This window comes from Nostoc favosum CHAB5714 (assembly GCF_020829495.1).
Classification (GTDB): Bacteria; Cyanobacteriota; Cyanobacteriia; order Cyanobacteriales; family Nostocaceae; genus Nostoc; species Nostoc favosum.
Genome location: NZ_JAIVFQ010000082.1, coordinates 1 through 14,033, shown reverse-complemented (window position 1 = coordinate 14,033; position 14,033 = coordinate 1). Strand labels below are relative to the sequence as shown.

The following is a 14,033-nucleotide window of genomic DNA, read 5'->3' as shown; positions in this document are numbered from 1 at the left end:
TAATGACTAATAACATGAATTCAGAGCAGCCATTAGGTTCGGTCATTCAAGGTTCTCTAACTGAAGGTTTAGAAGTACGATTGCATCCTGACATTTCTGTGGAAGATATGCGGGTGGGTAAGTTTCTCATTGTGCAAGGGATGCGATCGCGCTTTTTCTGTATGCTGACAGATGTAGCATTGGGAGCTGCTAATGCCCGAATTATTGCTAATCCCCCTAGTTGGGAAGATACTTTTTTACGAGATGTTTTAGCCGGAAGTGGTACTTATGGTACTATCAACCTCGCGCCGATGTTGATGTTCACTCCCGAAACTGAAGAATCTTTCTCGCCAACAAATGGCAAATCAGCCAATCCCTTCCTCCCATCGGTGACGGGTTTGGCTTCATTTGTGCCACAAACCAGTACTACAATGGAATTGTTGCCTGTTAAAACTATTCCTAGCCACTTTAGCCAAGTTTACGATGCAAGTGTTGACGATTTTCGCCGGGTATTTGGTTGGGAAGATGACCCCCAAAGGCGCAATTTTTCCATCGGCAAACCTTTGGATATGGATGTGCCCGTTTGCATCGATTTAAACCGCTTCGTGGAACGGAGTAACGGGGTTTTTGGGAAATCTGGTACTGGTAAATCCTTTCTAACACGGTTACTTTTAGCTGGCGTTATCCGTAAAAATGCGGCAGTAAACTTAATTTTTGATATGCACTCTGAGTATGGTTGGGAAGCCGTTGCAGAAGGGAAAAACGTAAATACAGTTAAGGGTTTAAAGCAATTATTTCCCAGCAAGGTAGAAGTTTACACCCTCGACCCGGAATCGACAAAGCGCCGAGGTGTGCGTGATGCTCAAGAACTTTATTTGAGTTATGAGCAAATTGAAGTTGAAGATATTAAGTTATGTAGCCGAGATTTAGGACTCTCTGACGCAGCCCTGGATAACGCGAATATTCTATATAGCGAGTATCGCAAGTCTTGGATTGTCCAGTTGCTGAATATGACTAACGAAGAAATCGAGATGTTCTGCGAGGAGAAGCGGGGACACAAAGGCTCGATTATGGCGTTACAGCGCAAACTGATGCGTATGGATAATTTGAAGTATATGCGTGCGGTTTGTCCCCAGAATTACATTGATAAAATTGTGCAATGTCTGGAAGCTGGGAAGAATGTTGTGATAGAATTTGGTTCCCAGTCTAATATGCTCTCTTATATGTTGGTGACGAATATGATCACCCGACGTATTCACGAGCATTACGTCAAAAAAGCAGATAGATTCCTGCAAAGCAAAAATCCTTGCGATCGCCCGACGCCATTGATGATTACCATTGAAGAAGCGCACCGTTTTCTAGACCCAGGAGTAGTACAAAGTACTATCTTTGGGACTATCGCCAGGGAATTGCGGAAGTATTTCGTCACACTTTTGGTAGTTGATCAACGCCCATCGGGTATTGATAATGAAGTCATGTCCCAGATTGGAACTCGGATTACCGCTTTGCTTAATGATGAAAAAGACATTGACGCGATTTTTACAGGTGTATCTGGTGGTAGCGGACTGCGATCGGTATTGGCAAAGTTAGACTCTAAGCAACAAGCTTTAATTTTGGGTCACGCTGTTCCTATGCCAGTAGTAGTACGTACCCGTCCTTACGACGCGACTTTTTACGAAGAAATTGGTGAACCAGCCTGGGAAGAAAAACCTGATGCAGAAGTATTCGCTGCTGCTGAACTAGCCAAAGCTGACTTGGGATTCTAGATAGTCATTAGTCATTAGTCATTAGTCATTAGTTATTTTCCCCTGCCCCATGCCCAATTCGTAACATCCCTCCATTCTGGCAGGAAATTAAGTTCGGTTATCCGGCTAGTTTTGGCAACAGAAGAGGGGTTTTTGGCGTCACTATAGATATAGTCAGTAATTTCAAGGAAGTTTAATTTTTTTTTGCAAATCGGCAATTTTGAATTATAATTAAAGATTTTGTCTTAAAATACTTTACTATTTGCCTGATTTATCGTACTATAAAGATAAGCAGAACTCATACCGACTTCGGATTTGCAGGTACTATCAGTAACTGCCTAAAAGAAGAATTCTGAAAAACAACCAGCGTGCTTATATAAAGATTGAAAATTTAGGGAAGGTAGGGGAACCTATCATTGGGAGTTTACCGTCTGAACAACGGCTAGATCAATTGATAATTGCTTTTGATAGCTCCCGATATTTCGTGATAGATGTACTACCTTTCTCCATAGATTTTAGTAAGAAAACATACATTGTGTTTACGGAGTAGAGGATAACACATCAATGCCTACTGTCAACACCCAAACGGAAAACCTCAATACCAAATTCACGGCTGATATGGTGCGAACCTATCTGCGAGAAATTGGTCGTGTACCACTGCTAACCCGTGAACAAGAGATTGTCTATGGGAAGCAGGTGCAACAAATGATGAAGTTCATCGACGCCAAGGAAGCTTTGGCGAAGAAACTGCACCGCGAACCGGATATGTCAGAGTGGGCTGACCACGTTCAACAATCGGAAACCGAGATACAACAAACGGTGGCGCAAGGGAAGCGGGCAAAGCAAAAAATGATCGAAGCGAATTTGCGCTTGGTCGTTGCTATTGCTAAAAAGTACCAAAAGCGGAATATGGAGTTTCTGGATTTAATCCAGGAAGGAACACTAGGATTAGAGCGGGGTGTAGAGAAATTTGACCCAATGAGGGGTTATAAGTTCTCGACTTATGCTTACTGGTGGATTCGCCAAGCGATTACTCGTGCGATCGCTCAACAAGGTCGCACCATCCGCTTACCAATCCACATTACCGAAAAACTGAATAAAATCAAAAAAGTGCAGCGCGAATTGGCTCAAACCTTGGGGCGATCGCCCACTCCAGCAGAAATTGCCAAAGAACTGGAAATAGAACCTGCTCAGATCCGCGAGTACCTGAACATGGCGCGTCAACCAGTGTCTTTGGATGTTAAAGTTGGCGATAACCAGGATACTGAGTTGCAAGAAATGCTCGAAGATGACGGCCCATCGCCAGAGTATTACACCAACCAGGAATTCTTACGCCAAGACTTGAACAACCTGCTAGCAGAACTTACTCCGCAACAGCGACAAGTTTTAGCCCTACGCTTTGGTTTAGAAGATGGTAATGAAATGTCATTGGCGAAAGTGGGTGAGAGATTGAATCTCAGCCGTGAACGCGTCCGTCAGTTAGAGCATCAAGCTTTGGCTCATCTGCGTCGCCGTCGTGCCAATGTCCAAGAGTACGTTGCTAGTTAAAACGAGAGACGCGAAATGCCGCGTCTCTACACCACCTTGGTGATGCGCCCCCTGAATTCAGGGGGCGATTTTTTTATGCTGATAACCCAATTACGCTTGGGTTACCCCTACTGATTTTAATGGTTGTAGGTCGGATGCGATCGCATTGTCACCGGATGCAAGCCCATCATTAGACCTCTTGCAAAAGTCCCTAACACCCCACCCCCAACCCCTCCCCGCTTGCGGGGAGGGGAGCGTTTGCGTCAGCAAATGCGGGGTGGGGTTCTTTATTTTTGATTTATGCAAGAGGTCTATTAATTACCAAAATCCGGCAAGACTTTAAAATAGAAACATAAAGGCACATAAACCGCGTCTATCTTGAAACCTGTAGTTCTTCGGTGATGAAAAGGATTTGCCCTCATCCCCCAACCTATCCCCCAGATTTGGGATTCGGGGAGCCAGAATTTCAAAGTCCCTCTCCCATATCTGGGAGAGGGATTTAGGGTGAGGGCAAAAACTACGGTTCTCAACTTAGATGAGGTTTACTATGGTAGATAGTATATATGAATATCTCCTTTACTCCAGAATTAGAGCAATTTATCCAAAGTCAAGTTGCCAGTGGTAAGTATGCCTCCACAGAGGAAGTGATTGTTGCGGGTATTAAACTCCTGGAGGAAAGCGAATCTATTTATAAGGGTAGATTTGAAGAATTGCGACGAGAAATCATGGTTGGGGTCGAAGCTTCGGAACGTGGGGAAGTGATGGATGGGGAAACGGTTTTTCATCAACTAGAACAGAAGCTACAGCAGCGTCGTCAGCAGACTGGTGAATGAGCAATATTTGTAGATTTACTGCTCCTGCAAGTGGGGATATTGAGAGCATGATTGATTATGTTGCTGACAACAGTAGTTTTGATGCTGTGAACTTTTACCTTTGTTACGTAGCTTTCCTGTAGATGATTATTTGATTTTCTATCGGCTCAATGATATACCAAAATGAATGCGTGAATTACTCAAATGAGAAAACATTCAGGCAATTGAGAAAGTAAAAGCTTCTTTTGAGAAAGTAAGAGCTACTTTTACTTGCGGAAAACACCAAAATGAGAAAGTAAAAGCTGCTTTTGTTTGTGGAAAACACTAAAATGCGAAATTAAAAGCTGCTTTTGAAGAAGTAAAAGCTGCTTTTGTTTGTGGAAAACACTAAAATGCGAAATTAAAAACTGCTTTTGAAGAAGTAAAAGCTGCTTTTGTTTGTGGAAAACACTAAAATGAGAAAGTCAAAGCTGCTTTTGTTTGTGGAAAACACTAAAATGCGAAATTAAAAGCTGCTTTTGAAGAAGTAAAAGCTGCTTTTGAGTAAGGAATCAGGCATTTTTACTTAATTTAATATGAATTTTAGTCTAGGCGAATCGCGTGGGGTGCATCCCAGTTTTTATTTTGCAATGAGAGAATAACTGTCATTGCGAGGAGGAACGACGAAGCAATCTCATGGACTCGTTTTGACCTGAAGAATTTTGCGATTGCTTCGTTCCTCGCAATGACATGTAAAAAAGTGGGATGCTCCCGGGATGATTTTATCCAAACCCCCACAACCCATCAAGATTGCAACTTAATTTGGTCACGATATTTACACCGTCGCAACCCTTTCTCAATCTCACGCACTTTCACGTCTAGGCGCAGTCTTGCTTTATCTACGGGACTAGCTGCAAGTACCAGAATTGTTTTGACTGTAGGACTATTACTTATAATTGAGTAAGAAATTTATCATCAAAACTCAGTACTCAGCTAAGGTGTAATCCTTTTTTATGAAAGCAACAAGGGAGCGATTTGCTACAAGGGCTACCTAATGGTAAACCAATAGCGGTGCAATCCAATACTGCTCGGTTAAGAGTCGATCCCCCCAACCCCCCTTTTTAAGGGGGGCTAAAAATGCCTTATTTTCCCCCTTTTTAAGGGCGCAATGACTACCTGCTAACTTGGTAAATTTGCTTGCATTGGGATGCTCCCTGGTAATCTAAGGTTGTTGAGCTAAATTAAATAAAAACTTCAGTTTTTGACAGTTTTCTTTTTTGGACAATAGTAATATAAGTTGTAAACAAAGTCTTTGACAATTAAGACTGGGTGATAATTTAAGTAAGTTATAAATAACTTAGTTCGTTTTTTAACAGGAGAAGTAGGGTGCTTAACAACCTTCATCAGTTCTTATCTCCCCGTCAATGGGGAATTTCTCTCGCAGGCTTAGGCTTACTTCTCGGTTTGGGCTTTATAGCCAAGCAGACTCAAGTAGTACCAGTTACAAATTCTTCATTATCATCGGCTCAGATTCAGAAAACCACCGACAACTCTCTTCTGTCGCAGCTAAGAAGAGTTAGAGAGCAGAGAAGTCAACTTAATGCAACTTCTGGAGATAGAGGGCTTTTTGGCCATCAGAGTGGAAAAACATTACCTACAACCACAGCGTTGGTTCCAGGTTCTCAGGGAGCTACAAAAGACGCAGGAGTATTACCAAAAGTGGATTTTCCTGTAAAAGATGGGATTTACCTCTATGGTCAATCCCCAAAATCAAACCAGCTTGGTCAAGGTTACATCATATTTCAAAAGCAGCAGGAAAAGATCACTGGTGCATTGTATATGCCCCAATCAGAGTTTAATTGTTTTCAGGGTACACTCAACCCATCAGGAGAGTTGGCGATGACGGTTAATAGTTCGTCAAATCAAGCCAGTTCTGCTCAGTCGAATCAGGTAGCTGCAAGCAATAGACTGCCTCAAGTGAGTGAAGATGAGTTAAGCAGTTATCCTTACTCAGTGGCTCTGCAAGACTTTCATCGCTTAAATTCTATCACTGCTAGCGATCGCCGCACGTTGCAAATGTGCAAGTAATCTTCAAGTTAATACTCAATTCCTGGTTGCGCTTTAACACCTTGATCGCGGAAAGGGTGCTTAACTAGGGTCATTTCGGTTACCAGATCAGCACGCTCAATTAAAGCAGCAGGTGCGCCTCTACCTGTGAGAATAACGTGCTTATCAGCTGGTTTTTGCGCCAAACCTGCCAAAACATCCTCTACTTCTAGGTAAGACATTTTGAGGGCGATATTGATTTCATCTAACAACACCATGTGAAAGTCTGGGTTGCGAATATATTCTAATGATTTTTGCCAAGCGGCGCTAGCTTTGTCGAGATCGCGATCGCGGTCTTGAGTTTCCCAGGTGAAGCCTTCGCCCATTGCGTGAAATTCTAACTGGTCTTCCCAATAACTGAAAACCCTTTTTTCTGAAGGTTCCCAACTACCTTTGATAAATTGGACGATCGCTACTTTATACCCGTGACCAAGCGATCGTAACACCATCCCCAAAGCAGCAGTAGTTTTACCTTTACCATTACCAGTATTTACAATAATTAATCCTTTTTCAGGTACAGCTTGTGCTATGCGTTGATCCTGCACTTCTTTGCGTCGCTGCATCTTTTTGCGATACTGTTCATCAGTCAGAGATGAAGACATAACTTCATCAATCAAGCGTCCAATCTCTTTGTCTGGGTTTAATTCTTCTGGTGTATCGTTTTTCATCAATTTTGTGTGCAAATAACTGTTAAAACTTTCAATAATGAACTGAAATTCAGTTTATTCTCTGATTTTACTGAAATGACATAATTGAATATGTCCAGTAAGATTTTATGGAAAAATATTGATACCGTGTTAGATTTTTTAACATCATTGGCAAACAACTAAGTAAAACTCTATGATATACAAACTAAGGTTATAATTTGAGTTCAATATTGCTATTTTAAATAATTTAATAGGTTTATTAAATCATTTTACTAAGATTTACTTCGACAGACCAGTTAGTTAGGATAAAGATTATCATTTCATCACTTGTTTAGAAAGTTACATTAGTTTTACCAGGAGTACTATTGTAGAAATTGAGTTACTAAAATAGTACAATTACTCTCAATACGGTTCGGTTAAGCCCAAAAAATGAAAATGTGTAGGTTGGGTTGAGGAACGAAACCCCACAATATGTTGGGTTTGTTAGGTTTCACTTCGTTCAACCCAACCTACAAATATTCTTAACCAAACCGTATTGCAATTACTCTGCCTCATTCTCCTCATCTTCATCCTCACTCCAATATTGTTGAGGTGCATTTCCGTGAACTTCTAAAATCTTTGGTTTTTTGATTTTATTATCGGGCTGATTAATTGCTTCTAACTGCACATCAAATTTCCAGTTGTCACCAAAATCATAAAGATAAGTAATTTTAGCACCCGGTTCTAGAGGCAAGTCACCAATCTGCACTTGGTCAGCAAATGGGGGTGTTTCCATGTAGGGATGACCTATTTTAATTGTGCGACCAAAACGGTCTTTATAACTAAACTCATATAAATGGTCGTAGTCAAAATCAAAAGCATCAAGAATTGTTTCTGCTAGCCAGCCTAATGTTTTTTTCGCTGGGATGGCAATGCGTCTCCAAGCGTGAGAAATAGACACTTTAAAAATATAAATACCATCAGTGAAGCCTTGCTGTGGAACAAATAAGTTATGTTCCAATTCTGGAAAAAAGGGTTGTAAGTGTGACTGCAATTTTCCAAAATTAACATTTATATCATCCTGTAATTCTCCTCGTATCCCTAGCGGAAATAATAATTGTAACAGAGCATCCCCAAAAGGCAAGCGTTGTAAACTGGTAATACGCCACCCCTTACCTTCTTGCGGTTTTACCTGCTTGATAGATAACAATCCAAATAACTCTAACAGGGCAACGTTATGCAAACCAGGGTAATAACTAATATTGTGTTGGTCTTCATATTTAGGAAATTTTAACCCTTTATCTGGGACGCGAGGCCAAAGTTGAATACATCTAAATAAATTACCAAATGAGTCTTGATGCTCACCCAAAATTTCGTTATTTCCCCAAATCAACCAGGCTTCTAATAAGTTGAAATAGCGTTCTGTTGGATTGAGATTTGACCATGATTCTAAGGTGGCTGTGTCTAATAATAAAATTTGCTTCTTACCTTCGGATCTAATTTGGGCTATCCCAGAACTGCGTAATAACAGATATAGTCCATTAATGTAGGGGTATGATTTCTGGACGGGGCGTTTGAGTTTAGTTTCAATTGGGTGACTTAACCGAGAATTAACTTCTGATAGTACTTTCAGTGGTAAAAGGTTATTAACACTACTAACTTCCACTCCATTTGGTTGCAAGAATTCTATTAGGGTTTGAAAGTCATGCAGAATCGTACCAGGTTGATTTTCATCAATGCTGAGTTCTTGTAGAAGTTGTTGTTGTGACTCTGTTAGGGAAGGTAGTTCAGGATTGAATGTGCGTTCTAGCCGCGCAAATAAATCTTCCATAAATAAAAATTATAAATTCACAATTTAACCTTCCGTAAAACCCTGTTCTCTATACTATGACTTCAGCAGTTACCCTAATAAACCTTTACCTGCCAAGTATCACAGTGGGTCTATCAAGACCGTAAGCTTAATGAGATGTGAATAATATTTTCACCTTCTAGTTAAGAATCCCAGGAATTTGATATGAATAGTAACACTCGTCTACAGATGATTTTAGCTGATACACCTATTGATACAGTATTAAGAGCGATCGCTCAACTAAATATACCTAACTGGTGGTTAGCCGGGGGTGCAGTCCGAAACACTGTTTGGTCTTCAATTTTTGGCAATGAGTGTGGATTGGGTATTAAAGATTTTGATATTGCATTCTTTGATATAGAGGGAAACCGTTCTCAAGAACTAGCAGCAAAGGCGACTCTCACAGAACAATTTCCTCATGACCAGTTTGATGTAAAAAATCAAGCTAGTTTTGCTCGTTGGCGGCTTGGTAATAGACCCTACACTAGTACGGAGGATGGCATCACAGATTGGCTGCACACTGCTACTGCTGTAGGAGTTCGACTAGATGCACAAGGGCAATGGCAATTTTTTACTCCCTACGGGTTAGATGACTTATTTGGTGGCATTATTCGACCTACGCCAGCACATACTGATAACGTAGATGCCCACAATAAGGCATCTACATTCTTGCAAAAATGTCCTTATCTGCGGTTGGCGTAAAAGTTATAGTCGGGTTGTAGCCATTGGTTTGGGTTACAACTAAATATCTTGCACCAGTTCCAACAACCGCCTCAGAATGAATTCTGAGGCTAATAGCTAAAGTCGTCTCAAGACGACTGATAAAGGGTTTTAGTCCACTAAGCGTGGACTTGGGCTATTAACCTTGCACTTCGAGTACTCCGCCTCCTCTCTCAACGCAACCTCAAACAGCGCGAAATCAGACCATAGTGCAATATAAAACACAGTTTGGCATTCAATAATTTAATGAAAAAATATCCTAATCTAAGTTTTGACAAAGCTGCAAAATCATTCTTTATTCTGTTTTATGTGTGAGTAAAGAAGTTTGCGATCGCTGTGAGGATTTACAATTAAGCATGGACTATTTCCGCCACTTCCATTACTTACAATAACGACAGTAATGCCGGATTTTGGACAAATCCCTAAACAACTGGTGCTAACAACCCGAAATTCTCCCCATAATCCCTCAAATTTTAAACGAGATTTTAACCAATTCTCTAAGTCTTCGGAAGCCGTTGAGCTTTTGCTAGTTGGATGAAAACTATTTGAGCGCTCGTTTGCACATTGTGAACACACAAGCACTAAACCAGATTCCCATCGGGGAGAAACACTCTTGATAGAAGTTTCTAATGGACGAGAATTTATTAAAGGCGATGTCTGCTGAGAATTGGATGCAAACCTCTTGAAGATGCGTTGCAGCAATCTTTTAATACGCTGGATCAGTTTTTTCATGGACGATCCCTACCTATTTCTCTCAACAACTTAAAAAGACCTCTCCCTGGTTTTACTACGTAAAACCGTCCCTCTCCGAGGCGGAAAGGGAGGGATAGAGTTGAACTTTAGTTCAAGGTAGGGAGAGGTTTATTGAACAGAATAGTGGAAATTTCCCGTTTAGTCTGTTCTGGTAGATCATTAAATAATCAGCGTTTCTGAGCAATTTGCTGCAAGTATGCAATTAGCTGTTCTCCTGCGGAGTCAATGTGTCGTTTTAGTAACCTGACAGCAGTTTTTGTATCTTGCTTTTGACAAGCATCTAGGAGTTGATAGTGTTCTTTTTGCGATCGCTCTTGGTAATCCATCTGCGCTAATTGTACCCGGACATAGCGATCGCAATTAACGTGTAAAGTTTTAATCATTGTCAGTAAGCGGGGACGTTCAGCAGTGGTGTACAGCGTCGCGTGAAATTCCCAGTTGAGTTTCGCTAACACACCTGCATCAGTTGCTTGATCTGTCGCTTCCAGAATCACAGCAGCTTTTTCTATATCTGTTTCCCTGAACTTGGGTATTGCCAACTGTATCGCTTTTACTTCTAAGGCGCTACGAATCTCACAAATTTCTTGCGCCTCTTGTGCTGTCAACACCGATACGATCGCACCACGATTTAAATGCAGTGTCACCAATCCTTCTGCTTCTAGCTGCTTGAGCGCTTCGCGCACGGGAATGCGACTAACTCCAAACTGAGTGGCGATTTCATCCTGTCTCAGGGATTGTCTTTCTTGAAAAATGCCGCACAGAATCGCTTCCCGCAAAGCATCGGCAATTAAATCTGGGGTACTGCGTTGTTGTTGCAGCACATTCGCTGCCAAGTCATTTAAGCTCATATTTTATATTGTATACAAAATACGAAAAATTGTATACAATATCCAAAGTAAGTTTTTTAAACATCCCTTCAATACCACGGGAGACAATTATGAGCATCGCATCTCAACCAGACCGAGTTATCATCTTCGACACCACGCTACGGGATGGCGAACAGTCACCGGGCGCAACCCTGAATGTAGAAGAAAAGCTGGCGATCGCTCATCAACTAGCTCTCCTTGGTGTCGATGTGATTGAAGCAGGTTTTGCCGTTGCTAGTCCGGGAGATTTTCAAGCTGTTAAAACCATTGCTGAACAAGTCGGAATACCCGGTGGGCCAATCATTTGCAGTTTAGCCAGAGCCATTCGCCAAGATATTCACGCCGCCGCCGAAGCTTTGAAGGGAGCGGCTCGTCCCAGAATCCACACAATGATTTCTACCTCTGATATTCACCTGAAATATCAGTTGAAAAAATCTCGCAGCGATGTATTAGCGATCGCATCAGAAATGGTTGCCTATGCCAAGTCGTTTGTAGACGATGTAGAATTTTCGCCAATGGATGCTAGCCGCACTGAACCAGAGTTTCTCTATCAAGTTTTGGAAAGAGCGATCGCAGCAGGTGCAACTACAATCAACATTCCTGATACCGTTGGTTATTGCACACCCAAAGAAATCGGAACTCTGATTCAGGGAATTCGAGAATATGTTCCTAATATCGATGGGGTGATTCTTTCCATTCACACTCAAAATGATTTGGGTTTGGCGACAGCTAACGCTTTGGCAGCAATTGAATATGGCGTGCGTCAGGTGGAATGTACCATTAATGGCATTGGGGAACGAGCAGGTAATGCAGCTTTAGAAGAAATTGTGATGGCGTTGCAGGTTCGCAAACCATTTTTCAACCCTTACTTTGGTCGTCCAGTTGATGGTGATACACCCCTGACTAATATTAAGACTCAGGAGATTTACAAAACCTCATCCTTGGTTTCCCAATTAACCGGAATGCTGATTCAGCCTAATAAGGCGATCGTAGGAGCAAACGCTTTCGCCCATGAGTCTGGTATTCACCAAGATGGGATCATCAAACATCGCCAGACTTATGAAATTATGGAAGCTGCTGCGATCGGTTTGCCAGAAAATCGCATTGTTTTAGGCAAGCACTCTGGAAGAAATGCTTTTCGTACCAGGCTTAAGGAATTGGGGTTTGAATTGAACGAGGCAGACTTGAATAAAGCCTTCAATCGATTCAAAGAAGTCGCCGATAAGAAAAAAGAAATCTCAGATTGGGATTTAGAAGCGATCGTTCGAGATGAAACGCAGATTCAAGTAGAAAGTGGCTTCCAAATCGAACATGTCCAGGTAATCTGCGGTGACTGCACTTGCCCAACTGCAACTATTACAATTGTCACTCCTGAAGGCAAAATCCTCACAGATGCGAGTGTAGGCACTGGCCCAGTGGATGCAGTGTATCAAGCAATCAATCAATTAGTGAAAATACCCAATCAACTGATTGAATTTTCTGTCCAATCTGTGACTGGAGGAATTGATGCACTGGGAACAGTTACAGTTCGCTTGAAACATCAAGAGCGGATATTCTCTGGACAAGCATCTGATACTGATATCGTGGTAGCCGCAGCTTACGCTCATATCAACGCCCTGAATCGTCTTTATCGTTATTTGCAAACTGAGAAATCCGAGTTTCATGAGATAAACTCTGCTGTTGTCTCTGGGTAGATCAGATGCGTTCCTGAATACAGGTATGAATCATGTAGAGACGTAAAATTTTACGTCTCTACAAGGTTTTTGGTTGCACAACTAATGGGACTTAAACACGCCCATTAGCCCAAGCCGAATCGGGAAAAACTTAGCGCCAGGAAACTGCTCAATGTCGAGCGTAGGCGTAGCCCGCCGTAGGCATCGCTCAAAGTCAGTTTGAATAAAGGTCTGTTATGACATGTTCTTTACCTCTTTGAGTACTGATCAGTGTTCTAGCATTATGTAAATGTAATACCAATTTTGTATGAAGATGCGCTAAAGAATATTTAAGTATAAGAAAAACGAACCGCAAAGGACGCAAAGGACACAAAGAAACAAAGAAAGAAAGAAAGAAAGAAAGAAAGAAACAAACAAAGAAAGAAAGAAACAAAGAAAGAAAGAAAGAAAGAAAGAAACAAACAAACAAAGAAAGAAAGAAACAAAGAAACAAAGAAACAAAGAAACAAAGAAACAAAGAAACAAAGAAACAAAGAAACAAAGAAAGAAGTTATTAGAGTAATACAGTTGGCATCAGTAAATTCTCTCTTGGTAGAAAACAACTTGACAGCGAAATGTTTTTATAGTATTTTTGTACTATAAAAATATTTACGTGTTGCATAAAACTTTAAACTCCCGACTACGCCAACAAGAGAGTACAAAATTAATGAAGCTATCTAAGGTAGACTTGAGCAGTTTAATAGCGATCGCTCACTCTGATGGATATTTGCAGTTGTTGCTCGATCGAGGCAACGAACTAGAGTTTTTGGAAATTCCAGCGCCAGTACAAGCTTATGAAGGATTGCAAGAACTGAACGAGGCGATAGCCCAAACGCCTGCACTATCCTTTGAAGAACCAATTGCTATGTTACCAGTTAGCTCATCAATGGCGATCGCTGTAGGCTACGATCGCGACGAACACATTTTGCAAGTTGAGTTTCAAAATGGAGGTGTTTATCAGTACTTAGGCGTAGACGAGGATACTTGGGAAGATTTACATGCCTCTGACTCAATTGGCAGCTTTTTCAATCAAGAGATTAAAGGTAGATATGACTGTATAGGATGAATCGCTACTCGCCGTCTTGTTAAATTTTTCTTGCCCACTTAACTTATGGCAAGAGAATTTTAATCCTTGATTGCTTTTATCCTAAAAAATCCTTGTTTTACCCAAAAGCATTATAGCGGTTCCCATTCAGATGCGGTACAACATTACATCGCAAGGTGTAGGGGCATGTCTTTGCCCATTGGTGTCAACTTAAGAGGATAAAGCCCAAATTTGTTGGGTGTAAGCGTCAATCTGTCGATGGCGCTTACGCCTGGTTTTGACTAATCCAAAGAGCTTTTGACGTTCCACAAGAT

The 14,033-nt window shown here is 41.3% G+C and carries 11 protein-coding genes; 7 read left to right on the top strand and 4 right to left on the bottom strand.

Annotation, left to right across the window (positions count from 1 at the left end; genetic code table 11):
* Nucleotides 1-14: 14 nt before the first annotated feature.
* The 4 genes from LC586_RS31120 (at nt 15) to LC586_RS31105 (ending at nt 6,130) form a co-directional block, all read left to right on the top strand.
* Nucleotides 15-1,745, top strand: a complete 1,731-nt coding sequence (locus LC586_RS31120) for a helicase HerA domain-containing protein (protein WP_438822950.1) — start codon at nt 15-17, stop codon at nt 1,743-1,745.
* Between the two features lie 543 nt (nt 1,746-2,288).
* Nucleotides 2,289-3,272: an RNA polymerase sigma factor, RpoD/SigA family gene (locus LC586_RS31115; RefSeq protein ID WP_229489252.1), complete on the top strand. Its 984-nt coding sequence runs from the start codon at nt 2,289-2,291 to the stop codon at nt 3,270-3,272.
* 542 nt (nt 3,273-3,814) lie between these two features.
* Nucleotides 3,815-4,084: a type II toxin-antitoxin system ParD family antitoxin gene (locus tag LC586_RS31110; RefSeq protein ID WP_229489250.1), complete on the top strand. Its 270-nt coding sequence runs from the start codon at nt 3,815-3,817 to the stop codon at nt 4,082-4,084.
* A 1,344-nt stretch (nt 4,085-5,428) separates the two neighbouring features.
* Nucleotides 5,429-6,130, top strand: a complete 702-nt coding sequence (locus LC586_RS31105; RefSeq protein ID WP_229489248.1) for a hypothetical protein — start codon at nt 5,429-5,431, stop codon at nt 6,128-6,130.
* A gap of 8 nt (nt 6,131-6,138) precedes the next feature.
* Here LC586_RS31105 and cobO read toward each other — a convergent pair whose 3' ends face one another.
* Both cobO and LC586_RS31095 read right to left on the bottom strand, forming a co-directional pair.
* Entirely contained in the window at nt 6,139-6,816 is a 678-nt protein-coding gene (gene cobO, locus LC586_RS31100; protein ID WP_229489246.1) for a cob(I)yrinic acid a,c-diamide adenosyltransferase, read from the bottom strand.
* A 520-nt stretch (nt 6,817-7,336) separates the two neighbouring features.
* Entirely contained in the window at nt 7,337-8,605 is a 1,269-nt protein-coding gene (locus LC586_RS31095) for a plasmid pRiA4b ORF-3 family protein (protein ID WP_229489244.1), read from the bottom strand.
* Nucleotides 8,606-8,788: 183 nt separating this feature from the next.
* On the opposite strand from LC586_RS31095, the gene LC586_RS31090 reads away from it, so the two are divergent.
* Entirely contained in the window at nt 8,789-9,325 is a 537-nt protein-coding gene (locus LC586_RS31090; protein ID WP_229489242.1) for a nucleotidyltransferase family protein, read from the top strand.
* A 306-nt stretch (nt 9,326-9,631) separates the two neighbouring features.
* On the opposite strand, the gene LC586_RS31085 is transcribed toward LC586_RS31090, so the two are convergent.
* Together LC586_RS31085 and LC586_RS31080 are read right to left on the bottom strand one after the other, a co-directional pair.
* Nucleotides 9,632-10,075 (bottom strand): (2Fe-2S) ferredoxin domain-containing protein, encoded by a 444-nt coding sequence (locus tag LC586_RS31085; RefSeq protein WP_229489241.1) that lies wholly within the window; start codon nt 10,073-10,075, stop codon nt 9,632-9,634.
* 188 nt (nt 10,076-10,263) lie between these two features.
* Nucleotides 10,264-10,944 carry a GntR family transcriptional regulator gene (locus LC586_RS31080; RefSeq protein WP_229489239.1) on the bottom strand — a complete coding sequence of 227 codons (681 nt, stop codon included), beginning with the start codon at nt 10,942-10,944 and terminating at the stop codon, nt 10,264-10,266.
* Nucleotides 10,945-11,033: 89 nt separating this feature from the next.
* Here LC586_RS31080 and LC586_RS31075 point away from each other — a divergent pair, with 89 nt between their 5' ends.
* Nucleotides 11,034-12,656 carry a 2-isopropylmalate synthase gene (locus tag LC586_RS31075; protein WP_233715743.1) on the top strand — a complete coding sequence of 541 codons (1,623 nt, stop codon included), beginning with the start codon at nt 11,034-11,036 and terminating at the stop codon, nt 12,654-12,656.
* A gap of 685 nt (nt 12,657-13,341) precedes the next feature.
* A complete protein-coding gene (locus LC586_RS31070) occupies nt 13,342-13,740 on the top strand; it encodes a KTSC domain-containing protein (RefSeq protein ID WP_229489237.1) in 399 nt (132 codons plus the stop codon).
* Nucleotides 13,741-14,033 lie beyond the last annotated feature (293 nt).